This is a genomic window from Eikenella sp. (assembly GCF_057315495.1).
In genome coordinates this window covers 15,354-40,820 of sequence record NZ_DBHKXY010000009.1, presented here as the reverse complement: position 1 = coordinate 40,820, position 25,467 = coordinate 15,354, and the positions used below count along the sequence as shown (strand labels likewise).

The following is a 25,467-nucleotide window of genomic DNA, read 5'->3' as shown; positions in this document are numbered from 1 at the left end:
AAATCATCCATAGTAATTACCTTTGAAATATAACAGTTGAAATCTTTGTTTTAGCAAGCCGTAGCCTGCATCCCCATCAACCGCGTGCGTGGCTACGCCACACACCTTACCTGCGGGCGGCACAAACTTTAAAACCAACGTATAGGGTGTGTGCGGTACGCACGCGTTCTTTGCTTGAGGCAGCCTGCACCTGCGTAGACATAAATACCTACCCTATATTCCCCAATAAAGCAGCCTGCACTTTGAAACATCTCTAAAGTGCAGGCTGCTTTTCTGTTCGCGGCGTTACCGCTTATTCAATAACGACCCGTGCATTCAGCGGCTGTACAGGGCGGTTGTTGTGCGAACCGACGGCGCGGGTGAATTTCTCCGCTTGCGCCTGGTCGATGTGGTCATAGGATTTCAACACCAACCATGATACGCCCTCGGTGCATGGCGGCGTGGTCAGCGAACCGGCGAAGCGGTAGTAACGCAGGTTGCGCGGCAGCAGGGATGCGGCATTGAATGGCTGATCCAGTTTCACTTTTCCTGCCGTCATCGGCATGGCGTTCCAGATGGAAGACAGGCGGTTGTTGGTTCTGCCTGCTTCATACAACACTGCCAATACCAAAGGCTGTTTGTTTTCGTCTAAGTGGACGAAGTGGGCTTCCATTGGGAAGGTACGACCTTTGATTTGGTTTTCGCTCGGCACGTGGAAATGGAACTGTTTCAGGGTGTAGGTGCGGCCGTTCACAGTCAGGATGTTGCCGCCTTCAGGATAATTAACCTGGATGGTATGGCCGTTGTTTTCAACTTCTACGGCGCTCGGACGGTAATTAACTTGAATGGCAGGCAGTCTGCCGGAAACGGTTTCGGTAATGTTTACAGGCGATTGGTTCTTGCCTGTAGAGCACAGGCGGAACTCTTCAGACAGGTTGCCCCAGCTTTCGGGAGAGTCATGTCCGGTGTAGCCCCAATGGGTATGGTCATGAGCGGCAGCGGAAACAGCTGTGCAGGCCAACAGCAGGACAGCGGTCAGGCGCGGTAAAGTGCGGGGGAAACGCGGCATTGCAAGATCCTTTCTATTAAGGAGTGGAAAAAAGCGTTGCAGTGCGTATGTAAATATTTTCATTTTTTTTTGAAAGATAGTTATATTAAATGGTTCGGTCAAGCTTTCCCGGCCTCCAAACTATTAGAGTAATGAAGTTAAAACAAATTCATTTCACCACCACCCTACTTTATTTTGAATTACTATTAGGCAGGCTGCCCTTATATCCGAAAAACCATTAATATCTGCGCCGAAAGTATCCAATTTGATTCAAATTCTGTCGAAATACTAGATAGCGGCAGCATCCGCTACTGCATCTTCCGATACAGCCCCGACAAAATCCTGTATTGTTTCTTAAACGCTTTACCGCAGTAGGTTTCAAACTGGAAACCGACACTCAACGCGATAGATTAAGACAAAATCGGCAGCTTGGCACAGGCAGATTTGCTGTTTCCACGCCATACGCTGCTAGCCTTCCATGCCGATCAATACTGAAAAGGCTACCTGAAACTGCAGGTGGGGTTTTCAGGTAGCCTTTGCCTACAATTGAACATGCTTTAAAACCAATACCTGCCTATATTTCGAACATACCCTGCACCCCAGAGAGCCGCGCAAGCCTCGGGGCAATACTGCTATAATGCGGCGTTTTGTATCGTTATTCCGGCTGCCTGCCCTATTCGGCTTTACCGAAGCCGAGGTTTTCAGGTAGCCCCATCGTTAATATGAGCAATAAACCTTCCCGCAAAGCAAGCAAATCGAGCAAACCTGCCAAACCGAAGCCAAACCGGCACAACCCGCCTACCAAGGCTGCACGCCGGGCGGCCGTGCCTTCAGCCGCGGCGGCGGCTTCGCAATCCATTTCGCTTTTGGCCGACATGCTATGGTTGCTAGTGCTGTTGTTTTCCGTGTGCCTGGCTTTGGCGCTGGCAAGCTTCACCATGGACGACCCGGCCTGGTCGCGCAGCATCCCCACCGGCAACGAGCCGCACAATCTGGCCGGGCTCTTGGGCGCATACACTGCGGATGTGGCCTATTATCTGTTCGGGCTGTCGGTGTGGTGGCTGCTGCTGGCGGCGGTGGTATGGCTCTACCGCAATTTCCGCAGCGTGAAGCAGAGCAGCGAGAAACCGTATCACTTGGGCATGGGCTTGGGCGGGGCGGCATTGCTCTTGTTTGGCAGCCCGCTTTTGGAGGCGGCGGCCTGGTCGGCAGAGTTGCACGACAGCCTGCCGATGGGCGCGGGCGGCTTAATCGGCCAATCGCTCGGCAGCGGCTTTACGCGGCTGCTGGGGGTTTCAGGTAGCCTTTTGGTGCAGGTGGTGCTGATTGTGGCGGGACTCTCGCTGCTGTTGCAGGTATCGTGGCTCACCCTGCTGGAAAAAGCGGGGGCGCAGCTGGAATGGCTGTGGTATCGGCTGATCCGCCAGCCGCACCAGTTTGTGCGCGACATACCGAACGCGAAGTTTGCCCGCCGCATGGTGCGCACGGCGAAAACCATCACCGCCGAAGAAGTGGCAATGGTGGAAGGCGCCAGCAGCAACCGCAAGCCGGTGGCGGTGCAGATTAACCAGTCTGCCAGCCAAGGGCTACCTGAAAAACAAAAAACCGCGCCCGAGCGGCAAAAAGATTTGTTCGCTCCCAAACGGCAAGCCGAAGACGGCGAATATCTGCTGCCGGAATTGGATTTGCTCACGCGCCCGCAGGAACACACGCCGGAAATCAATCCCGAAGCCCTGCAGCACATGGCCGAGCGCATCGAGGCCAAGCTGGCCGAATTCGGCATTCAGGTTACCGTGGTGAGCGCCACCGCCGGGCCGGTGATTACGCGTTTTGAAATCGAGCCGGCGCAGGGCGTGAAAGGCAGCCAGATTACCAATCTGGCCAAAGATTTGGCGCGTTCGCTTTCCATGCAGTCGGTGCGCGTGGTGGAAACCATTTCGGGCAAGAGCACCATGGGCATCGAAGTGCCAAACGAGAAGCGGCAGGAAGTGCTGCTGCGCGAAATCCTGTCCTCGCCGGTGTTTGCCGCCGCGCCGTCCAAGCTCACCGTGGCTTTGGGCAAAGATATTGCCGGGCAGCCGGTGGTGGCCGATTTGGGCAAAATGCCGCATCTTCTGGTGGGCGGCATGACCGGCTCGGGCAAATCGGTGGGCGTGAATGCCATGATTATGTCGATGCTGTATAAGGCCGCGCCGGACGAGGTGCGCTTTATCATGATCGACCCGAAGATGCTGGAGCTTTCCGTATATGAAGGCATTCCGCACCTGCTCTGCCCGGTGGTAACCGATATGCGCGAGGCCGGGCAGGCGCTGAATTGGTGCGTGGCCGAAATGGAAAAACGCTACCGCCTGCTCGCCCATGCCGGCGTGCGCAACCTGGCCGGCTTCAACCAAAAAGTGGCTGAAGCCGCCGCTTCCTGCAAGCCCCTGCCCAACCCCTTCAGCCCCAATCCCGACGAACCCGAGCCGCTGCAAAAGCTGCCCTATATCGTGATTGTGATTGATGAATTGGCCGATTTGATGATGACCGAGAAAAAGGCGGTGGAAACGCAAATCGCCCGCCTGGCGCAAAAAGCCCGCGCTGCCGGTATGCACCTGATTGTGGCCACCCAGCGCCCCAGCGTGGACGTGGTAACCGGCCTGATTAAGGCCAACATCCCCACCCGCATGGCCTTCACCGTACAAAGTCGCATCGACAGCCGCACCATCCTCGACCAAATGGGCGCGGAAGACCTGCTCAAATATGGCGACCTTCTCTTCCTCCAGCCCGGCAGCGCCGAGCCCGTGCGCCTGCAAGGCGCGTTTGTGAGCGACCACGAAGTGCACGAAGTGGCCTCCTTCGCCAAACGCCAGCAGGGCGCCAACTACATCGAAGGCCTGCTCTCCGGCGAAGCCGCGCAGGAAACCGTCAACGCCGTTAACCCCAATGCCGGCAGCGACGAACTATTCGACCAAGCCGTGGCCTTCATTCTGGAAAGCCGCAAAACCTCCATCTCCTCGCTGCAACGCCAACTGCGCATCGGCTACAACCGCGCCGCCAACCTGATGCAGGCCTTGGAAGACGCAGGCATCGTCTCCCCCGCCGACGTAAGCGGGGCGCGTAAGATATTGGCTAGAAAGGATGATTTGTAGGCAGTATTTTTCAGGTAGCCTTCTATCAAACAAATATAAAGGCTACCTGAAACCCTATTCAGCTTTTTCAGGTAGCCCACTAAAAACACACCCAAGGAACCCCCATGCCCCACTTCCAACCCGAGCCGCCGCACGGTGCGCATCAGCAAGCCAGAGTCGGCATCCTGCTCATCAACCTCGGCACGCCGGCCGCACCCACGCCCGAAGCCGTGCGCCCTTTCCTGCGCGAATTTTTGTCCGACCAACGCGTGGTCGAGCTGCCGCGCCTGTTGTGGCAGCCCCTGCTGCGCGGCATCATCCTGCCCTTCCGCGCTAAAAAAAGCGCACACGGCTACCGCCAAATCTGGCAACACGAAGGCTCGCCGCTGGCCGTGATTACCGCCAAACAGGCTGCCGCCCTGCAAGCCGAGCTGCCGCAAGTGCTGGTGGGGCACGCCATGTCCTACGGCGAGCCGGCCGTGGCCGATGCCATCGCCGCCATGAAAGCCCAAGGCATAGACCGCCTGCTCGCCATCCCCCTCTATCCGCAATACGCCGCCAGCAGCAGCGGTGCCGCGCTGGATAAGGTGTTGAACGAACTGCTCAAACAACGCAACCAAATCAGCCTGCGCACCATCAGCCGTTTCTACAACCATCCCGACTACATCCAAGCTATGGCCGCACATATCCGCGCCTACTGGCAGCAGCATGGCCGCGGCCAGCGCATCCTGTTCAGCTTCCACGGCATCCCCGAAGCCGCCGTGCAGCAGGGCGACCCCTACGAAATCGAATGCCGAGCCAGCGCCCAACTGCTCACAGAAGCCCTGCAACTCTCCGCCCAAGAATGGTATATCAGCTTCCAAAGCCGCTTCGGCCGCGCCCGCTGGATAGGCCCGGCCACATCCGACCTGCTCACCGAACTGCCCGCCAAACAGCGAATCCGCGAGCTCGACGTATTCTGCCCCGGCTTCGTGAGCGACTGCTTAGAAACCCTGGAAGAGATCGCCATCCAAGGCCGCGAACAATTCCACGAAGCCGGCGGCCAAACCTTCCGCTTCATCCCCTGCCTCAACGATAACCCTGCCTTCATCGCCGCCCTGGCCGATATTGCACAGGAAAACCTGGGCGGCTGGATATAGTGGTGAGTGAGGCTACCTGAAAATAGATAAAGGCTACCTGAAACACTTTCAGGTAGCCTTTATCTTATCTTTCCGGCACTCAAGCTTTCAGGTAGCCATATACCGTAAAGCAAAACTCGTTCTCCACATACGGAATGGTAAACTGCTCCAAAATCGCGCGGATGCCTTCACTATTATCCACAATTTCCCGCGCAATCAGATGCCCGCGAAACACCGAGCGCAATTTCCGGATTTTCACCCATTCGATATCGAACATCGGATAAAAATGCTCATAGCCCCAATCGCCGATTGCCACCGTCGTTTCAGCTACGGCTTGCTCAACGTCCGCTTCCGATTTTTCATCAAACAAATACTTGATTTCATAGGCCGGCGCATTTTCCCACCCATCCATTGCCTCGCGCAGCTCCCGCCATTTGGTGTTATTCATCGCGCCCACCAGCCTGTTTTGCTGCACAAATTCGCGCACGCGGCGGCGGTAGCGTTCTTGTTTGCTGTTGCGCTCCGTCCTTTCGTCTGTTGGCATCGCCATCTCCATCAGGCTACCTGAAAATCAATCTACTGTTTTCAGGTAGCCTTTTCCCATTCTCACTCAAACAACACCCCGGCCAAGCCCAATGCGTTGTTTACCATATGAATCAAAATCGGGTATTTCAAATCTTTGGTGTGCAGATAGGCCGCACCGAGCACCAGGCCCATGGCAAAATACAGCAGGAAATCGTAATGCACCGGCAGGCTGTGCAGGCTGCCAAAGACGAAGGCAGACAGCACCAGCAGCAGCCAGCGTTTGCCGCGGTTTTCGATGCTGCCGAAGCTTTGAAAAAAAATGCCGCGCAGCAGCAACTCTTCCAAAACTGGCGCAAACAGCACGATATAGGCCGTCATCGTCAGCGGGGCGCGTTGTAGCATTTCCATAACCATGCGTTGGTTTCGCAGGTTGTCCACGCTGCTTTCCATGCCCAGCGCGGCCATCAGCATTTCGTAGAGCGGATTGGTGGCCAGCATCAGCGCAATATAGCCTGCCGCCCACAGCAGCTTTTTGCCGGAAAACCGGCTTTGCCAATCCTGAAAATAGCCGTCTGCCTGCTTACGGTAGATCTGCAGGCACAGCCTGCACATGGCCACGGCGGCAACCGTAAACAGCAGTGCGGCCAAGGCCTGGGCGGCTAGGCTTTTACCCATGCCGCTGAGCAGCAAAACCAAGAGCGGTAACACCTGCATCAGCATCAGCAAGCCGATGAGCCGCAAAACCGACACCAGTCTAGAGCGCACCGCAGCCTCCGGTTTTCGGCTTGCTGCCCAAAATGTTAATCACTTTGCGTGCGGGTTTTTCAGGTAGCCCTTCGTCTTCGTCGTCGCGCGGGGCTTTAAAGGAAACGGTTTCGCTGTCGAAGGCCAAATCGCCGCCGTGTTTCAGGGTCTGACCACGTTGCAACCCCGCGAAATCAAACAGTTCGGTATCGGCCAAATGCGAGGGCACTACGTTTTGCAAGGCGGAAAACATACTTTCGATGCGGCCGGGGAAGCGTTTGTCCCAGTCTTTCAGCATTTCGCTCACCACCTGCCGCTGCAGATTGGGCTGTGAGCCGCACAGATTGCAGGGAATAATGGGGAATTGCTTGATTTCGGCGTATTTAATCAAATCCTTTTCTTTCACATAGGCCAGCGGGCGGATCACGATGTGCTCGCCGTTGTCGCTCACCAGCTTGGGCGGCATGGCTTTGAGTTTGCCGCCGTAGAACATGTTTAAAAACAGGGTGGCGAGGATGTCGTCGCGGTGGTGGCCGAGCGCGATTTTGGTGCAACCCAGCTTTTTGGCCGTGCGGTAGAGGATGCCGCGCCGCAGTCGGCTGCACAGCGAGCAGGTGGTTTTGCCTTCATCGAGCACGCGCTTCACGGTGGAATAGGTATCTTCTTCCACAATTTTGAAGGGCACGCCGATAGAAGTCAGATACTCCGGCAATACGTACTCGGGAAAGCCGGGCTGTTTTTGGTCGAGGTTTACTGCCACCAGCTCGAAATCGATCGGCGCGGAGGCTTGCAGGTGGCGCAGGATGTCTAAGAGGGCATAGCTGTCTTTGCCGCCGGAGAGGCAGACCATGACTTTATCGCCCTGTTCAATCATATTGAAATCGTTAATCGCATGGCCCACGGCATGGCGCAGGCGTTTGTGCAGTTTGTTGGCTTCGTGTTCGTGTTTGGGTTTATTAGACATAATGGTGTGTTGGCAACGTAAAGTGCGGGATTGTAACGCAATGTAGGCTGATTTTATAGCAGGTAAAGTATCGGCCCGGCAGCTGAAAGTATGCAAAGAATACGGTACACTGCGTTTCGTTTTAAACAAAAAGCAGAGAAAGGAAACGAATGTTTGCAAATCGAGTGTTGGCCCTGTTAGCTGCCGTGTGGTTTGGCGCATATCTTTTGGCCGGCTACGGTGTGGCGCCGCTATTGTTCCAATCTCTGCCCAAAGAGCAGGCCGGAAGCCTGGCCGGTGTGCTGTTTAGCGCAGTGAACTATATCGGGCTGTTTGTGTGGGCCATCCTTTATTTGGCCGGCCTCTCGGCGCAGCAGCGCAGCTACGGCCAACGCAGCAAACTCAGCTCGCGCACCGTTGCCCTCACCTGGCTGCTGCTGGCTATTTCACAATTTGCGCTGGTGCCGCTTATCCGTGCCCTGCGCAGCGGGCAGACGCATTGGCTATCCAACCTGCTCGGCGGCGAGCTGTCTTTCTGGCACAGCATGTCCAGCAGCCTGTATGTGTTCATCAGCCTGCTCGGCCTGTTTTTAATCATGCGCCTGTTGCGTTTCGAGTGGCAATAAGTCTGATTGAAAAGGCTACCTGAAAGTTTAGCCGCGTTTCAGGTAGCCTTTAACCGCTTGCCGCCCCATGCCCGCACTTATACAATGCGCCCATCCCAACCCTTCAAAAATAAAGGAAACCCCATGCTGGCCAAACAAATCCTCGACGAACTCGCCGGAAAAATCGGCGGCGCCATCGCTGAAAGCCCGGTGAAAGACGTGGAAAAAAACGTGAAAACCCTGCTCGGCAGCACATTCAGCAAGCTCGATTTGGTAACGCGCGAAGAGTTCGACATCCAACAGCAGGTGCTCATCAAAACCCGCGAAAAACTGGCTGCCTTAGAAGCGCGCCTGGCCAAGCTGGAAGCCGACGCTCCGGCCACCCTGCCCAACCCTTCCGAACAGCAATAGGAAGCGCAGCATGAGTTTGGCGGTGGTATACAGCCGGGCGCTCAGCGGCATGGCCGCGCCCTTGGTGGAAGTGGAATCCCACTTGGCCAACGGCCTGCCCGCGTTCAATATCGTCGGCCTGCCCGATACCGAAGTGAAAGAAAGCCGCGACCGCGTGCGTGCCGCCATCATTCAAAGCGGCTTCGATTTCCCCGCCAAAAAAATCACTGTCAATCTTGCCCCGGCAGATTTGCCAAAAGAATCCGGCCGTTTCGACCTGCCGATTGCCGTGGGCATTCTCGCCGCCTCCGGCCAAATCGCCATTTCGCCCGAAGAATTGGCCAAATACGAACTGGCTGGCGAGCTGGCTTTGTCCGGCCTGCTGCGCCCGGTGCGTGGTGCGCTGGCCATGGTGTGGCAGAGCACGCAGGCGCGGCGCCGTTTTATTTTGCCGCAAGAGAGCGCCGAGCAGGCCGCGTTGATTGAACGCGCCGAAGTATTGGCTGCCGAAAGCCTGGTGGCCGTAGCCGCCCACCTCAACGGTATTGCCGCCCTGCCCCGCTGCCAAGCCCGTGCCGAAGCGGCCGAAGAAGCGCCCTATCCCGACCTGCAAGACGTAAAAGGCCAGCACACCGCGCGGCTCGCGCTTGAAATTGCCGCTGCCGGCGGCCACAGTATCCTGATGAGCGGTCCGCCCGGCACCGGAAAATCCATGCTGGCACAACGCCTGCCCGGCATCCTGCCGCCACTCTCCGACGACGAAATCACCGAAACCTGGGCACTGCGTTCGCTGCTGCACCAGCAACACAGTTTCTCCCGCCGCCGCCCCTTCCGTTCGCCACACCACAGCGCCAGCGCCGCCGCCATGGTGGGCGGCGGTTCCGATCCCAAGCCAGGCGAAATTTCCCTGGCGCACAACGGCGTATTGTTTCTCGACGAATTGCCCGAGTTCGACCGCAAGGTGCTGGAAATGCTGCGCGAGCCGCTGGAAAACGGCCTTATCCACATTTCCCGCGCCAGCCGCCAAGCCACCTATCCCGCCCGCTTCCAGCTGGTCGCCGCCATGAACCCCTGCCCCTGCGGCTACCTCGGTCACCCTGCCAAACCCTGCCGCTGCACGCCCGAAAGCATTGCCCGTTATCGCGGCAAAATTTCCGGCCCGCTCTTGGACAGGATTGATTTGATTATCGAAGTGCCCGCCCTCTCCGCCGCCGAGCTCACCCAAGCCACACCCGGCGAGCCCAGCGCCGCCGTGCGGGAACGCGTACTGGCCGCACGCGAGCGCCAACAGCGGCGGCAAGGCAAAAGTAACGCCCTGCTCAACGTAACCGAGCTAGACGAGCTAGCCGCCATCGAGCCCGAAGCCAAAGCTGCCCTCTCCGCCGTGTTGGAAAAACTCTCGCTTTCCGCCCGCAGCTACCACCGTATCCTGCGCATCGCCCGTACCCTGGCCGACTTGGCCGGCAGCGACACCGTAAACCAGCGCCACGTCATGCAGGCCGTGAGCTTCCGCCGCACCCCGTCTTGAAAAGACGGCTGGCTGTAAGTACACACAGCCAGGCGAACCAATGCAACAGTATGCTCCATTTAGATTCACTCTTTAAAGAAACGGATTTTCAGGTAGCCTCCCCCCGTGCTTCCCCCAGGCTACCTGAAACCGCCCGTCCGCCTGAAAGAACATGTAAAAAGCTTCCGCCGCAGCAAACGGTTTTGATAAAATGCGGCACCTTTTTAGCAATCCATTTCCCCCATGCAAAACAAACCCTACGGTAAAGGCCTTTCCGGCTTTATATTCGGCCTCCTGCTTGCCACCCTCATCATCGGCGTGGTTTTGTATTTCCTCAACAACACGCCCTCCGGCATCAAACAGCCCGAAGCGCCGAAAACCGAAATCCAGCCCGAAATCCTCACGCCGCGCCAAGGACACCAGCCCGAACAGCGCCCGAACGATACCACCACCGCCGGTTCCGACAGCGGCCACTATACCCTGCCGCCCGGCGACATCACCGACAAACCGCCCGTAGCCGCCTCCGTGCCGCAGCAGGCCAGCACGCCTGCACAGCGCCAGGAAGACAAGCCCGCGCAGGAAGACAAACCCGTACAAACCAAACCGCGCGAGCCGCAGCGCAAACCCGAACCGGAAGCCAAGCCCACGCCCGAGCAGATTTTGGAAAGCGGCAACGTAGAGCGTGCCCGCGAGCAAGCCCGCCGCCAGCGGCGTGAAGCCGAAGCCAAAGCGGCACGCGAAGCCGAAGCCAAAGCCGCCGAGCAGCGTGCCCAACGCAATGCCGAAGCGCACAGCGGCGGCAACGGCCGCTATATCGTGCAGATGGGCTCCTACAACAACCCGGAAGCGGCCGACACCCAACGCGCCAAACTCGCCATGCTCGGTGTGAACGCCCGCGTGGCCAGCAGCAAACGCAGCGACGGCCAAACCGTATATCGCATCCAAAGCGGCCGCCTCAACCGTGCCGAAGCCCAAGCCCTCAGCGAACGCCTGCGCGGCAACGGCATCGACACCCTGACTCGCCAAGCCGATTAACCCGCACGTCATCAAACCTCATATAACGAAAGACCAACATGAAACTGAAAGCCCTACTTCTCTCCGCCCTTACCGTCTTTGCCGTCACTGCCGCCCAAGCCAAAGCCGTGGAAGGCACCGACTACATTGTGCGCAGCAATGTGATTAAACCCGTGCAGCCCAATAAAATTGAAGTAACCGAATTCTTCGGCTATTTCTGCATCCACTGCCAACACCTTGAGCCGACTATCGAACAGCAAAGCAAACGCTTCGCCTCCGACACCGTATTGCGCCAAGAGCATGTGGTGTGGCAGCCTGCCCACCAAACCCTCGCCCGCCTGGCTGCTGCCGTGAAATCCACCGGCCTCTCCCGCCAAGCCAATCAGGCCATCTTCAAAGCCCTGATGGACGGCGTTGTAACCGACGAAACCAGCCTGAAAAACTGGATTCAGCAGCAACCCTACGGCAGCCGCCTGCTCGCCGCCTATAACAGCCCGCAGGCCGCCGCAGCCGCCCAAACCATGCAGCAGCAAACCGTTACCTACAACATCACCAAAACCCCGACGGTGGTGGTGGGCGGCAAATACGAGCTGACCGACTCCAAAAACATGGCCGTGATGCAAGAGCTGATTGAAAAAGTACGCGCCGAACGCGGTATGCCCGCTCCCGCTCCGCGCACCATGGTGCGCAGCCGCGGCGCAGCCATCGCCGGCCAAGCCAACCGCTAAAGCGGCGCATCAATTTTCAGGTAGCCCGTACTCCGATACAGGCTACCTGAAAAACATTGACCCCACGTTTTAAGAGTTTGACCAATGAACCTGCTCCTCGCCTTCAAAGCCCTCTTCCTCGGCATCATCGAAGGCCTCACCGAATTTCTGCCCATTTCCAGCACCGGCCACCTGATTGTGGCCGGCAGCCTCATCGGCTTCGATGCCGAAAGCCATGCCGTATTCAACATCGCCATCCAACTCGGCGCCATCCTCGCCGTGGTGTATGAATACCGCACCCGCTTTACCCATGTGCTCACCCATATCGGCAAAGACCGGCTATCCAACCGCTTCGTGCTCAACCTGGCCATCGCCTTCATTCCTGCCGCCGCCATCGGCCTGCTGCTCAACGACTTCATCGAAAAAGTGCTGTTCAACCCCGTGAGCGTGGCTGCGGCGCTGGTGGTGGGTGGCTTTTTGATTTTGTGGATTGAAAAACGGCAAAGCCGCGTGCCACCGAAAGTGCGCAGCGTGGACGATATGCGCCCGCGTGATGCGCTGGCCGTAGGTCTGTTCCAAATTTTGGCTCTGATTCCCGGCACTTCCCGCTCCGGCAGCACCATCATGGGCGGCATGGTATGGGGGCTCGACCGCAAAACCGCCACCGAATTCTCCTTCTTTCTCGCCGTGCCGATTATGGTAGCCGCCTCCGGCTACAGCATTTTAAAAAACCTCAGCGCCTTTTCCTCGCAGGAGCTCGGCCTCATCGCCATCGGCTTTGCCGCCGCCTTCGCTTCCGGCCTCATCGCCGTAAAAGCCCTGCTGCGTTTTGTGTCCAGCAAAAATTTCGTGCCCTTCGCCTACTACCGCATCATCTTCGGCGGCATCATCCTGCTCACTTGGCTGTGCGGCTGGGTTAATTGGTAGAACACCCAATTAGGCAAGGCTGGCTGAAACAGGCTCATTTATCTTTTTCAGGTAGCCTCAAACCCAGCAACCATAAAGGCTACCTGAAATAAGCAACGCAAGTTAAAGCAAAGCTAAAACGGCAACACTATTTTTCAGGTAGCCTCCGCACCAAGGCTGCCGCCCACACTAACCATGAAACACAAATCCATCTTTTTCGGCCTAGCCGCCCTCCTCGCCATTCTGTTCGGCCTGTCCTCCTGCGCCAAACAGGCCTTTTACTATCCCGACCATACCGACTACGGCTCGCCCGCCCAATCCGGCCTGCCCTACGAAAACGTCTCCTTCCAAAGCGCCGACGGCACACCCCTGCACGGCTGGTTTGTGCCCGCACGCGGTGTGGCTGACGCCAAACAAGCCCGCGCCACCATCATCCACTTCCACGGCAACGCGCAAAACCTCACCGCCCACTGGCAGGCCGTGAAATGGCTGCCCGAACACGGCTACAACGTTTTCCTGTTCGACTATCGCGGCTACGGCCAATCCGCAGGCGAGCCCAACCCCGAAGGCCTGTTTGCCGACGGCAACGCCGCGTTGGATTATGTGCGCAGCCGCCCCGATGTAAACCCCGAACGCCTGCTCGTGTTCGGCCAAAGCCTGGGCGGCACCAACGCCATTGCCGTGGTGGGCGCAGGCAACAAAGCCGGCGTGCGCGCCGTGGCCATCGAATCCACCTTCTCTTCCTACTCCAGCATCGCCAACGACAAACTCCCCGGCGCCGGCATCCTGGTGGGCAACCGCTACAGCGCCCGCCGCTTCGTGGCGCAAATCAGCCCCATCCCCCTGCTGCTGATGCACGGCACCGCCGACCAAGTCATCCCCGCCAAACACTCGCAAATCCTATTCGATCTCGCCCAAGAGCCCAAACAGCTGATCCTCATCCCCAACGGCACCCACCTCGGCCTATCCGGCAAAGGCGGCTACGAAATGCAGCTGCTGAATTTCTTCAATCGGCACAGCGAATAGAACCCGCAATCGCGTATAGCGGCACTCCTGTAATTGCAGCCCAGGAATGCCGCTATTTTTCTTTTTCAACATTCCGTTTTTTCAGGTAGCCCTTGCCGCCGAAATCAGCGTAAAATTGCCCCGGCATTACCCTTTCCGTTTAATTGTTCCACCCGATAAAAAAGGAAGACACCCATGTTTCGGCACGTTGAGTTCTACCCCGGCGACCCCATCCTCGGCCTGATGGAAAAATACAACCAAGACCCGCGCAGCGAAAAAGTAAACCTCGGCGTGGGCGTTTATTACGACGGCGAAGGCCGTCTGCCCGTGCTCGAGTGCGTGAAAACTGTTGAACGCGCCCTCGCCGACAGCCCGCGCCCGCGCGGCTACCTGCCCATGGAAGGCCTGGCTGCCTACCGCAGCGCCTGCCAAAACCTGCTGTTCGGCGCCGACCACCCCGCCGTGAAAGAAGGCCGCATCGCCACCATCCAATCGCTCGGCGGCTCCGGCGCGCTGCGTGTGGGTGCCGATTTTATCCACGCCTGGTTTCCGCAGGCCAAGTGCTACGTGAGCGACCCAACCTGGGGCAACCACATCGGCATTTTTGAAGGCGCCGGCTTCGAAGTGGGCAAATACCCCTACTACGATCCCGCCACCATCGGCGTGAAATTCGAAGAAATGAAAGCCTTCTTCCGCACGCTCAAGCAACACGACGTAGTGGTGCTGCACCCCTGCTGCCACAACCCCACCGGTGTGGATTTGAGCCGCAGCCAATGGGACGAAATCCTGCAAATCGTGAAAGAAGTCGGCCTCATCCCCTTTATGGACATCGCCTACCAAGGCTTCGCCGAAGACATGGAAAGCGACGTGTACGCCATCCGCCGAGCCGTCGAGCTCGGCTTGTCTGTTTTCATCAGCAACTCCTTCTCCAAAAACCTCTCGCTCTATGGCGAACGCGTGGGCGGCCTCTCCGTGGTGTGCCCCAGCGCCGAAGAAGCCAAGCTCGTGCTCGGCCAGCTCAAATTCACCGTGCGCCGCATCTATTCCAGTCCCCCTGCCCACGGCGGCTTTGTGGTAGACGGCGTAATGAACAATGCCACCCTGTTCAAACAATGGGAAGGCGAAGTATACGAAATGCGCGACCGCATCCGCGCCATGCGCCAAAAGCTGCAGGAAGTGCTCAGCGCCAAAGTGCCCGGCCGCGATTTCAGCTATTTCACCAAACAACGCGGCATGTTCAGCTTCACCGGTCTCTCGCCCGAACAGGTAGAACGCCTGCAAAAAGAGTTTGCCGTTTATATGGTGAGCAACGGCCGCATGTGCGTAGCCGGCCTGAACGAGCAGAATATCGACTACGTGGCCAATGCCTTCGCCGAAGTATTGAAATAAACGCAGGCAGGCTTGAATAAGAAGGCTACCTGAAAACGGTGTAGACCGATTTTCAGGTAGCCTTTCCCCAAAGCGCCCAATCTCACCGAGAAAACCATGAAGAAACCCGCCAGAAGCCATATCAAACTCTTGATCAAGAGTTTGCTGATAACCCTCATCTTGCTGATATTAGCAGGCTATTTCCTGATTACTCTCACCCAAAGCAAGTATTATTCCATCAACCTGCTGCACAACAACCAATCTGGCACCCCATATCTGGAAAAACTCGAAATCAACAATAAAACCTACATCATCAACCAAGACATACCGCCCGACAGCACCCCTTCTCATTTCGATGAGAGCAGATCGATCCTGGATTTTAAAGGAAAAAGCAGGCTGAATATCACCTTCACCATCCGAAACAAAGAAAACCATCAAATCATCACACCATCTTGCAGCGTAACATTTGAAGCAGAGGTGAATTACTGTTTCCTGCACGCATATTTGAAAAATGATCAAGTGTTCTGTATTTGCAATTTCTAGAGCAAGCTTCACGCCGCCAGTGCCAACTATTTTTCAGGTAGCCCCAAGCCGCGCAAAGGCTACCTGAAAACATCCCGCCTCCCCTCATCAGAAAGCCCTGCCATGCCAGCCATCCGACGCATCTACGGCTACACGCCCTCTGCCGTCCCCGCCATTTTCTGCGACCGCCTCTACCCGCGCGGCATCCGCAAAGAAACCTTCGCCGCCGTGCAGTGGCTCAAAGACATTGCGCCTTCCGCCGAGCTGCGCCGCTGGTATCACGCCGCACCGCAAGAGCGTTTCCCCGAATTTGCCGCGCGCTACACCGAAGAGCTGCAAAGCGGCAGCGCCCATGCCGCGCTGCTGGCTCTGAAAAAGCAGCTTACCGCCGCGCCGGATACCGTGTTGCTCACCGCCGTGCGCTGCCCGCAGCAGAGCCATCTTTCAGTATTGGCCGAGGTGTTGGGCTGGAAAAAGGTGGATTGGGGCGATGGCGCTTGAGGCGTTTGAACTGTTTTAACTTCGTTGAAGCTCACACTTTCAGGTAGCCTCAAACGCCGCATTCTCGGTAAAATAGAGCTTTCATCCCATTCACACACGCACAGCATGAATATTTTCGACACCGCCCTGCCCGATGTGAAAATCATCGAGCCCGAAGCCCACGGCGACGAGCGCGGCTTCTTTATGGAAACCTTCCGCGACAACTGGTTTCGCGAGCACATCGGCCACCACACTTTCGTGCAGGAAAACCACTCCCGCTCCGAGCATGGAGTGCTGCGCGGCCTGCACTATCAAACCGTTTGCCCGCAAGGCAAGCTAGTGCGCGTGGTGGCGGGCAGCGTGTTCGACGTGGCCGTGGATTTGCGCCGCTCCTCGCCCACTTTCGGCCATTGGGTGGGCGCGGTGCTTTCTGCCGAAAACCGCTACCAAATGTGGATTCCGCCCGGCTTCGCCCACGGCTTCTACACCACCGACAATCACGCCGACATCGTGTATAAATGCACCAACTACTACCAGCCCGACCACGAACACACCCTGTTTTGGCACGACCCCGCCGTGGGCATCGACTGGCCGCTGGCCGCCCCGCCGCTGCTTTCCGGCAAAGATGCCGCCGGCAGCCTGCTGGCACAGGCCGTATTATTCGATTAAAGGCTACCTGAAACCATGAAACTCATCATCCTCGACCGCGACGGCGTGCTCAACCAAGACCGCGACGATTTTGTGAAATCCGAAGACGAATGGATTCCCCTGCCCGGCAGCATGGATGCCGTGGCGCTGTTCAAACAGGCCGGCTACACCGTTGTAATCGCCACCAACCAATCCGGCATCGGCCGCCGCTATTTCTCCATGCAAGACCTCAACGAAATGCACGAAAAAATGCACCGCCTGGCCAATGAAGCCGGCGGCAGCATCGACGGCATCTGGTTTTGCCCGCACACCGATACCGACCACTGTTCCTGCCGCAAGCCCAAGCCCGGCATGGTGGAAGACATCCTCAACCGCTTCAATACCGACGCACGCGGCGTTTATCTCGTGGGCGACAGCCTGCGCGATTTGCAAGCCATCGATGCCGTGGGCGGCCTGCCCGTGCTCGTGCTCACCGGCAAAGGCAAGAAAACCCTCGCCGCCGGCGGGCTACCTGAAAACACCCAGGTGTTCGACGATTTGCTTGCCTTCGCCCATCACCTTATCCAAACCAGCCACGAGCAGGAGGCCTAATGTTCTCACTCTGGATACGCAATCTCGCCTACTGGCTGCTGATGGCCATCATCACACCGCCCCTGTTCCTCTTGATGCTGCTCACCGCCCCCATCCCGGGCGCCCTCCACACCCTCGCCACCCGCTGGGCGCTGATGCTGATGTGGCTTTTGGAAAACATCGTCGGCCTCAAATACCGCGTGGAAGGCGCAGAAAACATCCCAGAAGGCCCCGCCATCATCTGCTGCAAACACCAATCCGGCTGGGAAACGCTGGCCACGCAGAAAATCTTCCCGCCGCAGGTATTCGTGGCCAAACGCGAGCTGTTCCGCATTCCCTTCTTCGGCTGGGGGCTCAAGCTCGCCGGCACCATCGGCATCGATCGGCGCAACCCCGGCAAAGCCTCCGCCCAAATCATCGAACAAGGCAGCAAACGCAAAGCGCAAGGCTATTGGATTACCATTTTCCCCGAAGGCACGCGCATGCCGCCCGGCAGCAAAGGCCGCTATAAAAGCGGCGCCGCCCGCACCGCCCAGCTGCTGGAAATGGATATCGTGCCCGTCGCCCTCAACAGCGGCGAATTTTGGCCGAAGAACTCTTTCCTCAAACACCCCGGCGAAATCAGCGTCATCATTTGTCCGCCGATTAAACATACCGCCGGCGATATCCCCGAACTTACCGCCGCCATCGAAGAAGCCATCGAAAGCCAAATGCCCCGCATCACCGGCCGCGGCCCCTGCTACGGTGGCGCCAAACCGGGCATCGAGCGGCAAGGCGGCGCGGCATGAAGCCGAAGATGGACGGCGATACCATCGGTGCCATCGCCTTTGCTCTGGCCTCCCTTCTTTTCGTGTGGCGCTATCTCGCCGCCGATTTGCGGCACAGCGAAATCCACCCCGTCTGGCGACAGCTCATCATCGGCAGCGGCATCGCCATCATCGTGGCCAGCCTACTGTATTATTTGGGCATCTTCGGCTAAAACCGCTATCCAATAAGCTTTCAGGTAGCCTTCAAGGCTACATGAAAATATTTCCGCGTACTCCGCGGCAAGTTGCACCTTGTTTCCACAACAAACAAAAGGCTACCTGAAACGCGTCTGCTGTATTTTTTCAGGTAGCCTATCCCATGCCTGCCGATTACAATATCCTTTTTCCCCTTGCACCGAACACCAAACCCGCCATGAACCCACACCTATCCCAACTCCAGCCCTACCCCTTCGCCCGTCTGCGCGAAGCCATGCAAGGCGTGAATCCGCCCGAGGGCGTTGTACCCGTGCCGCTGCAAATCGGCGAGCCCAAACACCCCGCCCCCGCCGTGATTACCGATGCGCTCACCGCCGCCCTGCCGCGCCTCGATGCCTATCCGCAAACTGCAGGCCTGCCCGAACTGCGCCAAGCCTGCGCCGGCTTCCTGCAACGCCGCTACGGCCTCGCGCTCGATCCCAGCAGCGAAATCCTGCCTGTGCTGGGCAGCCGCGAAGCCCTATTTTCCTTCGTGCAAGCGGTGTTGGGCGGTAACGAGCAGGAACAGCCCGTGGTGGTGTGCCCCAATCCGTTTTATCAGATTTACGAAGGCGCCGCGCTCCTGGCCGGGGCGGAAACCGCGTTTGCCAACTGCCGCGCCCCGCACTTTAAGCCCGATTGGAGCAGCATTCCTGAGACCGTGTGGCAGCGTGTAAAGCTGGTGTTCGTTTGTTCGCCGCACAACCCCTGCGGCAGCGTGATGCAAAAAGCCGACTGGGCAGAACTCTTTGAATTGCAAAGCCGTTACGGCTTTATCATCGCCGCCGATGAATGCTATTCCGAAATTTATTTCGAAGGCGAGCCGCCCATCGGCTGCCTGCAGGCCGCTGCCGAATTGGGGCGCGATTTCAGCAAACTGGTGATGTTTACCAGCCTCTCCAAACGCTCCAACGTGCCCGGCCTGCGCTCCGGCTTTGTGGCCGGCGATGCCGCGCTGCTCAAGGATTTCCTGCTCTACCGCACCTACCACGGCAGCGCCATGGGCATTCCCGTGCAGATGGCCAGCATCGCCGCCTGGAACGATGAAACGCATGTGCTGGAAAACCGCCGCCTGTATCAGGAAAAATTCGCCCACGTGCTGCCGATTCTGGCGCAGGGTTTTGAGGTAACGCGTCCGGATGCTTCGTTCTATATTTGGCTGCAAGCGCCCGACGGCGACGATTTGGCCTTCGCCCGCACCCTGTGGCGCGAAGCCGCCATCCAAGTGCTGCCTGGCCGCTTTCTGGCGCGCGACACCGTGCAAGGCAACCCCGGCACGGGCTATGTGCGCATCGCGCTGGTCGCCCCCGTGGCCGACTGCGTGGCAGCGGCGGAAAAGATTGTGGCAATCCGCCGGCGTTGTTATCCATAGTACCCAAAGGCTACCTGAAAGCGTGAGCTTCAACGCAGTTAAAACGAACGAAGTGAGTTTCTACGAAGCTAAAGTGCAGCTTTAACACTGCTAAAACCGTTCCACCCTTTGCGCCAATATCAATAAAGGCTACCTGAAAAACCACAATCCGGTTTCAGGTAGCCTTATCGCATCCATTAAGCCACGCTATCTCCTTATGCCAGCATAGCGGGCTAGCAACACTTAAAACCAGGCGGCACGACGCAGACAGCACACACACGGCCAGCGAGCCAGCTCCGCAGTATCCTTATTTTAATTCACGATATAAGCCAAGCAGCCGCGGCAAATCAGTTATAATCCCGCTGTTTCAGTCCCACGTTTCTGCTCCGGATTTTCGGTTATGAGTACACCCGATCCCGCCAAAACCCCGCTGTTGCGGCGGCCTTGGTTTGCCTTCTTCAGCTCCATGCGCTTTGCCGTGGCGCTGCTCTCGCTGCTTGCGCTCGCTTCAGTGATCGGCACGGTACTGCAGCAAAATCAGGCGGAGGTGGCTTATGTGGTGGAATTCGGGCCGTTCTGGCATCAGATTTTCCGTTTCCTCGGCTTGTATGATGTGTATTCCGCGCCGTGGTTTGTGGCTATTTTGGCATTCTTGATGCTCTCCACCGGCCTGTGCCTGTGGCGCAATATCCCGCCTTTCCTGCGCGAAATGAAAAGCTTCCGCCTGAGTGCTTCCGCCCGCTCGCTGGCCGCCATGAAACATAGCACCCTGCTCGCTGCCGCGCCCGCGCCCGAAATTGCCGAACGCTACCTGAAAGTTTCCGGCTTCGCCGTACAAAGCCGACAGCGCGAAGACGGCAGCTTCATCATTGCGGCAAAAAAAGGCAGCCTCAACAAGTGGGGCTACATCTTCGCCCATGCCGCCATCATCGTGATTTGCCTGGGCGGCCTCATCGACAGCAATCTGCCGATTAAGCTGGCTATGTTTTCAGGTAGCCTCAAGCCCAATAAAACTGCCCAGTTCTCCAACGATTTCGGCAAAGAAAGCCGCTTGGGCAGCAATACCTTATCGTTTCGCGGCAATGTAAACATCCGCGAAGGGCAAACCGTGCAGGAAGTGTTTCTCGACACGGGCGACGGGCTCTTGGTGCAGGAATTGCCGTTTAGCGTAACCCTCAAGCAATTCCATGTGGATTACTACGAAAACGGCATGCCGAAAAACTTTGCCAGCGATTTAATCGTAACCGATCGGCAAAGCGGCCAAATCTACACCCCCACCGTGAAAGTGAACCACCCCTTCACCCTGCACGGCATTTCGCTCTACCAGGCCAGCTTCGGCGACGGCGGCTCCGGCCTTACCTTCCGCGCCTGGAACTTGGGCACGCCCTCCGCCGCCAGCACCGAACTCAAAGCCGCCTCGCTCAGCGCTTTCCCGCTGCGCCTGGGCCAAAATCAAAACCAACAATACACGCTCGAATTCACCGAACTGCGCCCGCTGAACGTGGAAGACGAAGAGCAAACCGATAACGCTGCCTCGCAGCCGGCCAATCTGCGACACCGCCTCAACGAGGCACGCAGCGTACAGCAGTCCGATGCCCTGCGCAACGTCGGCCCCACCATCACCTTCCGCCTGCGCGACCAAGCCGGCCAGGCGCGCGAATATGTCAACTACATGCTGCCCCTGCGGCGCGGCGGCGATTTCTACTTCGCCACCGGCGAGCGCGGCAGCAACAGCGAAGACTACCGCTGGCTGATGATTCCGGCCGATAAAAACGGCAAGCCCGACACCTTCATGCACTTGCGCGCCGTGCTGCTTCAGCCTGAGCTGCGCGAAGCTGTGCTCGACCGTGCTGTGGCCGATATGCCCGAGCCTTCCAAAACCCGCTTCCGCGAAGCCTTGCGCAATATTTTGGAGCTGTTCGCCCGCGAAGGTTATGTGGGCATCAACCAATTCGTGGAAAACAAAATCCCCGCTGCCGAACAAGATCGGATGCGCGAATTGTTCTACCAAATGCTGTTCGGCGCTGGCAATATCGCCCTCGAGCAAGCGCTGTCCGAGCAAGGGCTGGACTGGCCGCAAAGCGAAGAGCGCAACCGTTTCCTCATCAACAGTTTCGATGCCTACACCGGCCTCACCCGCTTCAGCTCACCGGTGTTGCTGCAATTAAACGGCTACAACGAAGTGAAATCCTCCGGCCTGCAGATGACCCGCTCGCCCGGTCAAGGCTTGGTGTATCTGGGCTCTGTACTGCTGATTTTGGGTACGGCGCTGATGTTTTACCTGCGCGAACAACGCGCCTGGCTGCTGTATGACAACGGCCAGGCCCGCTTCGCCATGAGCTCTGCCCGCCTCAAACGGCAGCTGGAGCCGATTTTCGCCACACACACACAACACCTCACGCGCCTGGCGCAGGAACTGAACCATGACCAACCCTAACACGCCCGATGCCCTGTCGCAAAAACAGGCAGCCAGTGCCCCACGCTGGCTACCACAGCACGAGCTTTTGCAGGAGCAGCGTTTCTGGAAGCTGCTTTCGGTAGCCGACTGGCTGTTTGCCGCCCTGATGATGGCCATTGCCGCTGCGGTGCAGATTCTGCTGCCGCACCGCATGGACATATATGAAGTGTGCATTTTATGGCTCAGTGCCGCCGCCGCCGTGTGGCTGGGCTGGTTTTACAAACCGCTTCGCCTGCTGATGCCACTGTGCATCGCCCTGGCCTATGCCGCCACCGTGCTCTACGCCGGGCAGATGGCCAACGGTGAACGCTTCCTGCTGCGCTATTTCTTAGCCAGCCAATCGGCTATCGGCTGGCTGTGCGCCCTGGTGCCGATGGCTTGGCTGTGCTACGCGCTCGGCTTGCTCGGCGGCAGCAAACAAGCGGAGACAGACAACACGCCGGCCGTACCCATGCTGCTGCGCATCGCCCGCTACTTGGCTTGGGTGGCCACGGCCATCGGGCTCACCGGCATGCTGGTGCGTTGGCATGAAAGCTATCTGCTCACTCCCGGCAACGGCCATATCCCGCTGTCGAACCTGTATGAAGTGTTCATCCTGTTTATCGTCATCACGGCTTTGATGTTTCTGTATTACGAAGGCAAGTTCCGCCTACATCGGCTGGGCGTGTTTGTGTACACCCTGCAGCTGATTTTAGTCGGCTTCGTGCTGTGGTATACCTTCAGCTACAACGCCCAGCAAATCCGGCCGCTGATTCCCGCCCTGCAATCGTGGTGGATGAAGCTGCATGTGCCGGCCAATTTCATCGGCTACGGTGCATTTTGCTTGGCCGCCTTCCTTGGTGTGGCCGAATTGATGAAACTGCGCCGCCCCTCGTTGAGGCTACCTGAAGCCGAAGTGATTGAAGAAGCCATGTATCAGGCCATCGCCATCGGTTTCCTCTTCTTCACCGTAGCCACCGTGCTCGGCGCACTGTGGGCAGCCGATGCCTGGGGGCGTTATTGGAGCTGGGACCCGAAAGAAAACTGGGCGCTGGTGGTGTGGCTCAACTACGCAGCCTGGCTGCATATCCGCCTGGTGCGCGGCTGGGGCGGCAAGCCATTGGCGTGGTGGGCGATTATCGGCTTCTTCATCACCGCCTTTGCCTTCGTCGGCGTAAATATGTTTTTGGGCGGGCTGCATTCCTACGGCGGGCTGTAAACCGCAAAAAGGCTACCTGAAAGCGCAGCTTCAGGTAGCCTGAATATATAGAGGGATTCATAAAGACCACGGGGAACACCCAGCAGCATCAAAAATCCCTCTATGAGAACTAAACACATCTTTAGTCATGCACAGCTATGAGCTACAAGCAATACATAAGTGTGGCAAGACACACCAATATTGAAACAATCGAAGTGCTCTAGCCATAAAACAAAGCCCCGCTTTTGCGGGGCTTTTGCTTGGTCTCAAACCGCCAAATTATTTGGCAGCGCTGGCAGCAGCTTCAACAGCAGCAGTAGCTTGAGAAGCGGCACCTTCAACGGCAGTAGTAGCAGCAGAAGCAGCACCTTCAACGGCAGCAGTAGCTTGAGAAGCAGCACCTTCAACGGCAGCAGTAGCCTGAGAAGCAGCACCGGCAACATCAGAAGCCATTGCAGCAGCGCCAGAAGCAGCAGAAGCAGCAGAAGCATCAGAAGCGGCAGGAGCCGGAGCAGAACCACCACAAGCAGCCAAGAACAAAGACATCAGGGCAGCGGCCAATAAAGATTTTTTCATGTTGAATTACCTCTAACAAAGTTCAAGTTATAACTTAAAAAATTCCCTATCTGCAGACCTCTAGCCGTCTCACAGATAAATTCCAATCAAGAATTGCCGCGTATTATCCGCTGTTTGGTGGCAGCTGGCAATTAAACTGCCTACTCTACTTACCGCACGCAAGCATCTGCCGCCAAAATCGTTCTTATCTAATGCACTGGGCAAACAATACTATTAATTAACGAATGCCGCCCCGATAAGAATAGTGCTCTACCCCAATCAGAAAAAATAATATATTTTTCATGCCAATACTGACCAAAACCACCTATCGCCCACCTCATTACCATACCTCCCGCCTAGCTGCAAATTACACACAATTAACCAAAATTAACTTGTGCGAAAAAACAACAAGGTCTATTCCTGTCTGCATTAGCCGACATTTTCCCACACCACTTCATTTGAGGTGTATGTCAATCTGTCCGTCCGCATGAACCCCGCCCTCAGCATGAGTGCACACCGCCATTTCCTGCCTAGCAAGCCAACACCATAGCGAAAGCCAAGTTGATTTGCTATAAAATACAGCCTTTGATTTTTCAGGTAGCCTTCTATCATGCTCGTTCTCGGCATCGAATCCTCCTGCGACGAAACCGGCGTGGCGCTCTACAGCACCGAACACGGCCTCATCGGCAACCAGCTGCACACCCAAATGGCCATGCATGCCGAATACGGCGGCGTAGTGCCCGAGCTGGCCAGCCGCGACCACATCCGCCGCCTCGTGCCGCTCACCCAAGCCTGCCTGCACGAAGCCGGCAAAAACTACGCCGACATCGATGCCGTCGCCTACACCCAAGGCCCCGGCCTTGGCGGCGCGCTCTTGGCCGGCTGCGCCTATGCCAACGCGCTCGCCTTTTCGCTGGGCAAACCCGTGATCCCCGTACACCACCTCGAAGGCCACCTGCTCTCTCCGCTGTTAGCCGAAGAAAAACCCGCCTTTCCCTTCGTTGCCCTGCTCGTATCCGGCGGCCACACCCAATTCATGGCCGTGCGCGGCATCAGCGACTACGAACTGCTCGGCGAAAGCGTGGACGATGCCGCCGGCGAAGCCTTCGACAAAACCGCCAAACTGCTCGGCCTGCCCTACCCCGGCGGCGCAAAACTTTCCGAATTGGCCAAGCTCGGCCGCCCCGATGCTTTCACCTTCCCCCGCCCGATGCTGCATTCGCGCGATTTGCAAATGAGCTTCTCCGGCCTCAAAACCGCCGTGCTCACCGCAGTACAAAACGTGCGTGCCGAACATGGCGGCAGCCTGCCGGACACCATCCGCAACGACATCTGCCGCGCCTTCCAAGACGCTGTGGTGGACGTGCTGCTGGCCAAATCCCGCCAAGCCCTGCTGCATACCGGCTACCGCACCCTTGTGGTGGCCGGCGGCGTGGGCGCCAACTGGAAACTGCGTGCCGAACTCGCCGCGCTGCAAGTGCGACCCGGCCCCAAAGCCAAGCCCGAAGCCGTGCGCACCTATTTCCCGCCACTGCCGCTGTGCACCGACAACGGCGCCATGATAGCCTTCGCCGGCGCCATGCACCTGCAACAGGCACAGCCTGCGGCCGGCTTCAACGTGCGCCCGCGCTGGCCGCTGGCAGAAATCGTGCGCTAAACCATCGCATACCTATTTTCAGGTAGCCTTGATGCAATCCGGCACAGGCTACCTGAAAAACATTTAAGGGCTGCCCCAA

Annotated in this window: 26 protein-coding genes; 20 read left to right on the top strand and 6 right to left on the bottom strand. The window is 57.6% G+C overall.

Annotation, left to right across the window (positions count from 1 at the left end; all coding sequences use genetic code 11):
* Window positions 1-292: 292 nt before the first annotated feature.
* Window positions 293-1,048, bottom strand: a complete 756-nt coding sequence (cah, locus tag ACO6EE_RS01320; protein ID WP_485958723.1) for a carbonic anhydrase — start codon at window positions 1,046-1,048, stop codon at window positions 293-295.
* 652 nt (window positions 1,049-1,700) lie between these two features.
* Window positions 1,701-1,904, bottom strand: a complete 204-nt coding sequence (locus tag ACO6EE_RS01315; RefSeq protein ID WP_485958722.1) for a hypothetical protein — start codon at window positions 1,902-1,904, stop codon at window positions 1,701-1,703.
* Between ACO6EE_RS01315 and ACO6EE_RS01310 the strand changes: the two genes are divergently transcribed.
* A complete protein-coding gene (locus tag ACO6EE_RS01310; RefSeq protein WP_485958721.1) occupies window positions 1,903-4,158 on the top strand; it encodes a DNA translocase FtsK in 2,256 nt (751 codons plus the stop codon). The genes ACO6EE_RS01315 and ACO6EE_RS01310 overlap by 2 nt on opposite strands.
* 104 nt (window positions 4,159-4,262) lie before the next feature.
* Window positions 4,263-5,276 carry a ferrochelatase gene (hemH, locus tag ACO6EE_RS01305; protein ID WP_485958720.1) on the top strand — a complete coding sequence of 338 codons (1,014 nt, stop codon included), beginning with the start codon at window positions 4,263-4,265 and terminating at the stop codon, window positions 5,274-5,276.
* A gap of 79 nt (window positions 5,277-5,355) precedes the next feature.
* Here the strand turns inward: hemH and ACO6EE_RS01300 are convergent, their stop codons facing one another.
* The 3 genes from ACO6EE_RS01300 to ttcA form a co-directional block, all read right to left on the bottom strand.
* A complete protein-coding gene (locus ACO6EE_RS01300) occupies window positions 5,356-5,799 on the bottom strand; it encodes a DUF6678 family protein (RefSeq protein WP_485958719.1) in 444 nt (147 codons plus the stop codon).
* Window positions 5,800-5,861: 62 nt separating this feature from the next.
* The gene (locus tag ACO6EE_RS01295; RefSeq protein WP_485958718.1) at window positions 5,862-6,545 is read right to left on the bottom strand and encodes a CPBP family intramembrane glutamic endopeptidase; all 684 of its coding nucleotides are present in this window, start codon (window positions 6,543-6,545) and stop codon (window positions 5,862-5,864) included.
* Window positions 6,535-7,488, bottom strand: a complete 954-nt coding sequence (ttcA, locus tag ACO6EE_RS01290) for a tRNA 2-thiocytidine(32) synthetase TtcA (protein ID WP_485958717.1) — start codon at window positions 7,486-7,488, stop codon at window positions 6,535-6,537. Before ttcA ends, ACO6EE_RS01295 begins: the two co-directional genes overlap by 11 nt.
* 149 nt (window positions 7,489-7,637) lie before the next feature.
* Between ttcA and ACO6EE_RS01285 the strand changes: the two genes are divergently transcribed.
* The 17 genes from ACO6EE_RS01285 to ccsB all read left to right on the top strand — a co-directional run bounded on the left by ACO6EE_RS01285 (window position 7,638) and on the right by ccsB (window position 23,197).
* A complete protein-coding gene (locus ACO6EE_RS01285) occupies window positions 7,638-8,093 on the top strand; it encodes a DUF4149 domain-containing protein (RefSeq protein WP_485958716.1) in 456 nt (151 codons plus the stop codon).
* 123 nt (window positions 8,094-8,216) lie between these two features.
* Window positions 8,217-8,483, top strand: a complete 267-nt coding sequence (locus ACO6EE_RS01280; protein WP_485958715.1) for an accessory factor UbiK family protein — start codon at window positions 8,217-8,219, stop codon at window positions 8,481-8,483.
* A gap of 10 nt (window positions 8,484-8,493) precedes the next feature.
* The gene (locus ACO6EE_RS01275; RefSeq protein WP_485958714.1) at window positions 8,494-9,990 is read left to right on the top strand and encodes a YifB family Mg chelatase-like AAA ATPase; all 1,497 of its coding nucleotides are present in this window, start codon (window positions 8,494-8,496) and stop codon (window positions 9,988-9,990) included.
* 222 nt (window positions 9,991-10,212) lie between these two features.
* Window positions 10,213-11,004, top strand: coding sequence for an SPOR domain-containing protein (locus ACO6EE_RS01270; RefSeq protein ID WP_485958713.1), 792 nt, complete (start codon window positions 10,213-10,215; stop codon window positions 11,002-11,004).
* 38 nt (window positions 11,005-11,042) lie between these two features.
* Window positions 11,043-11,711 (top strand): thiol:disulfide interchange protein DsbA/DsbL, encoded by a 669-nt coding sequence (locus ACO6EE_RS01265; protein WP_485958712.1) that lies wholly within the window; start codon window positions 11,043-11,045, stop codon window positions 11,709-11,711.
* 84 nt (window positions 11,712-11,795) lie between these two features.
* Window positions 11,796-12,617 (top strand): undecaprenyl-diphosphate phosphatase, encoded by an 822-nt coding sequence (locus ACO6EE_RS01260; RefSeq protein WP_485958711.1) that lies wholly within the window; start codon window positions 11,796-11,798, stop codon window positions 12,615-12,617.
* Between the two features lie 174 nt (window positions 12,618-12,791).
* Entirely contained in the window at window positions 12,792-13,622 is an 831-nt protein-coding gene (locus ACO6EE_RS01255; RefSeq protein WP_485958710.1) for an alpha/beta hydrolase, read from the top strand.
* A 174-nt stretch (window positions 13,623-13,796) separates the two neighbouring features.
* The gene (locus ACO6EE_RS01250; protein WP_485958709.1) at window positions 13,797-14,990 is read left to right on the top strand and encodes an amino acid aminotransferase; all 1,194 of its coding nucleotides are present in this window, start codon (window positions 13,797-13,799) and stop codon (window positions 14,988-14,990) included.
* A gap of 96 nt (window positions 14,991-15,086) precedes the next feature.
* Window positions 15,087-15,512, top strand: coding sequence for a hypothetical protein (locus ACO6EE_RS01245; RefSeq protein WP_070632006.1), 426 nt, complete (start codon window positions 15,087-15,089; stop codon window positions 15,510-15,512).
* Between the two features lie 102 nt (window positions 15,513-15,614).
* Window positions 15,615-15,992: a DUF488 domain-containing protein gene (locus tag ACO6EE_RS01240; protein WP_485958708.1), complete on the top strand. Its 378-nt coding sequence runs from the start codon at window positions 15,615-15,617 to the stop codon at window positions 15,990-15,992.
* A 105-nt stretch (window positions 15,993-16,097) separates the two neighbouring features.
* Window positions 16,098-16,640 (top strand): dTDP-4-dehydrorhamnose 3,5-epimerase, encoded by a 543-nt coding sequence (gene rfbC, locus ACO6EE_RS01235; RefSeq protein WP_485958707.1) that lies wholly within the window; start codon window positions 16,098-16,100, stop codon window positions 16,638-16,640.
* Window positions 16,641-16,655: 15 nt separating this feature from the next.
* Window positions 16,656-17,210: a D-glycero-beta-D-manno-heptose 1,7-bisphosphate 7-phosphatase gene (gene gmhB / locus ACO6EE_RS01230; RefSeq protein WP_485958706.1), complete on the top strand. Its 555-nt coding sequence runs from the start codon at window positions 16,656-16,658 to the stop codon at window positions 17,208-17,210.
* Complete coding sequence (locus ACO6EE_RS01225) at window positions 17,210-17,977, top strand: lysophospholipid acyltransferase family protein (protein ID WP_485958705.1); 768 nt, start codon at window positions 17,210-17,212, stop codon at window positions 17,975-17,977. The genes gmhB and ACO6EE_RS01225 overlap by 1 nt, the downstream gene beginning before the upstream one ends.
* Window positions 17,974-18,168, top strand: coding sequence for a hypothetical protein (locus tag ACO6EE_RS01220; protein WP_153711460.1), 195 nt, complete (start codon window positions 17,974-17,976; stop codon window positions 18,166-18,168). Before ACO6EE_RS01225 ends, ACO6EE_RS01220 begins: the two co-directional genes overlap by 4 nt.
* A gap of 200 nt (window positions 18,169-18,368) precedes the next feature.
* Window positions 18,369-19,562 carry a succinyldiaminopimelate transaminase gene (gene dapC, locus ACO6EE_RS01215; RefSeq protein WP_485958704.1) on the top strand — a complete coding sequence of 398 codons (1,194 nt, stop codon included), beginning with the start codon at window positions 18,369-18,371 and terminating at the stop codon, window positions 19,560-19,562.
* 379 nt (window positions 19,563-19,941) lie between these two features.
* Complete coding sequence (locus ACO6EE_RS01210; protein WP_485958703.1) at window positions 19,942-21,978, top strand: cytochrome c biogenesis protein ResB; 2,037 nt, start codon at window positions 19,942-19,944, stop codon at window positions 21,976-21,978.
* Window positions 21,965-23,197: a c-type cytochrome biogenesis protein CcsB gene (ccsB, locus tag ACO6EE_RS01205; protein WP_485958702.1), complete on the top strand. Its 1,233-nt coding sequence runs from the start codon at window positions 21,965-21,967 to the stop codon at window positions 23,195-23,197. Before ACO6EE_RS01210 ends, ccsB begins: the two co-directional genes overlap by 14 nt.
* A 245-nt stretch (window positions 23,198-23,442) precedes the next feature.
* Here ccsB and ACO6EE_RS01200 read toward each other — a convergent pair whose 3' ends face one another.
* Window positions 23,443-23,700 carry a hypothetical protein gene (locus ACO6EE_RS01200; protein WP_485958701.1) on the bottom strand — a complete coding sequence of 86 codons (258 nt, stop codon included), beginning with the start codon at window positions 23,698-23,700 and terminating at the stop codon, window positions 23,443-23,445.
* Window positions 23,701-24,341: 641 nt separating this feature from the next.
* On the opposite strand from ACO6EE_RS01200, the gene tsaD reads away from it, so the two are divergent.
* The gene (gene tsaD, locus ACO6EE_RS01195; RefSeq protein ID WP_485958700.1) at window positions 24,342-25,388 is read left to right on the top strand and encodes a tRNA (adenosine(37)-N6)-threonylcarbamoyltransferase complex transferase subunit TsaD; all 1,047 of its coding nucleotides are present in this window, start codon (window positions 24,342-24,344) and stop codon (window positions 25,386-25,388) included.
* The last annotated feature ends 79 nt before the right edge of the window (window positions 25,389-25,467 follow it).

Excerpts from the sequence above, each read along its gene's own strand:
- ACO6EE_RS01300 (WP_485958719.1), bottom strand. The coding sequence starts at position 5,799 with ATGCCAACAGACGAAAGGACGGAGCGCAACAGCAAACAAGAACGCTAC.
- dapC (WP_485958704.1), top strand. The coding sequence starts at position 18,369 with ATGAACCCACACCTATCCCAACTCCAGCCCTACCCCTTCGCCCGTCTG.
- ACO6EE_RS01250 (WP_485958709.1), top strand. The coding sequence starts at position 13,797 with ATGTTTCGGCACGTTGAGTTCTACCCCGGCGACCCCATCCTCGGCCTG.
- ACO6EE_RS01255 (WP_485958710.1), top strand. The coding sequence starts at position 12,792 with ATGAAACACAAATCCATCTTTTTCGGCCTAGCCGCCCTCCTCGCCATT.
- tsaD (WP_485958700.1), top strand. The coding sequence starts at position 24,342 with ATGCTCGTTCTCGGCATCGAATCCTCCTGCGACGAAACCGGCGTGGCG.
- ACO6EE_RS01210 (WP_485958703.1), top strand. The coding sequence starts at position 19,942 with ATGAGTACACCCGATCCCGCCAAAACCCCGCTGTTGCGGCGGCCTTGG.
- ACO6EE_RS01225 (WP_485958705.1), top strand. The coding sequence starts at position 17,210 with ATGTTCTCACTCTGGATACGCAATCTCGCCTACTGGCTGCTGATGGCC.
- ACO6EE_RS01220 (WP_153711460.1), top strand. The coding sequence starts at position 17,974 with ATGAAGCCGAAGATGGACGGCGATACCATCGGTGCCATCGCCTTTGCT.
- ACO6EE_RS01260 (WP_485958711.1), top strand. The coding sequence starts at position 11,796 with ATGAACCTGCTCCTCGCCTTCAAAGCCCTCTTCCTCGGCATCATCGAA.
- cah (WP_485958723.1), bottom strand. The coding sequence starts at position 1,048 with ATGCCGCGTTTCCCCCGCACTTTACCGCGCCTGACCGCTGTCCTGCTG.
- ttcA (WP_485958717.1), bottom strand. The coding sequence starts at position 7,488 with ATGTCTAATAAACCCAAACACGAACACGAAGCCAACAAACTGCACAAA.
- ACO6EE_RS01240 (WP_485958708.1), top strand. The coding sequence starts at position 15,615 with ATGCCAGCCATCCGACGCATCTACGGCTACACGCCCTCTGCCGTCCCC.
- ACO6EE_RS01265 (WP_485958712.1), top strand. The coding sequence starts at position 11,043 with ATGAAACTGAAAGCCCTACTTCTCTCCGCCCTTACCGTCTTTGCCGTC.
- ACO6EE_RS01270 (WP_485958713.1), top strand. The coding sequence starts at position 10,213 with ATGCAAAACAAACCCTACGGTAAAGGCCTTTCCGGCTTTATATTCGGC.
- ACO6EE_RS01245 (WP_070632006.1), top strand. The coding sequence starts at position 15,087 with ATGAAGAAACCCGCCAGAAGCCATATCAAACTCTTGATCAAGAGTTTG.
- gmhB (WP_485958706.1), top strand. The coding sequence starts at position 16,656 with ATGAAACTCATCATCCTCGACCGCGACGGCGTGCTCAACCAAGACCGC.
- ACO6EE_RS01310 (WP_485958721.1), top strand. The coding sequence starts at position 1,903 with ATGCTATGGTTGCTAGTGCTGTTGTTTTCCGTGTGCCTGGCTTTGGCG.
- ACO6EE_RS01280 (WP_485958715.1), top strand. The coding sequence starts at position 8,217 with ATGCTGGCCAAACAAATCCTCGACGAACTCGCCGGAAAAATCGGCGGC.
- hemH (WP_485958720.1), top strand. The coding sequence starts at position 4,263 with ATGCCCCACTTCCAACCCGAGCCGCCGCACGGTGCGCATCAGCAAGCC.
- rfbC (WP_485958707.1), top strand. The coding sequence starts at position 16,098 with ATGAATATTTTCGACACCGCCCTGCCCGATGTGAAAATCATCGAGCCC.
- ccsB (WP_485958702.1), top strand. The coding sequence starts at position 21,965 with ATGACCAACCCTAACACGCCCGATGCCCTGTCGCAAAAACAGGCAGCC.
- ACO6EE_RS01285 (WP_485958716.1), top strand. The coding sequence starts at position 7,638 with ATGTTTGCAAATCGAGTGTTGGCCCTGTTAGCTGCCGTGTGGTTTGGC.
- ACO6EE_RS01315 (WP_485958722.1), bottom strand. The coding sequence starts at position 1,904 with ATGTCGGCCAAAAGCGAAATGGATTGCGAAGCCGCCGCCGCGGCTGAA.
- ACO6EE_RS01275 (WP_485958714.1), top strand. The coding sequence starts at position 8,494 with ATGAGTTTGGCGGTGGTATACAGCCGGGCGCTCAGCGGCATGGCCGCG.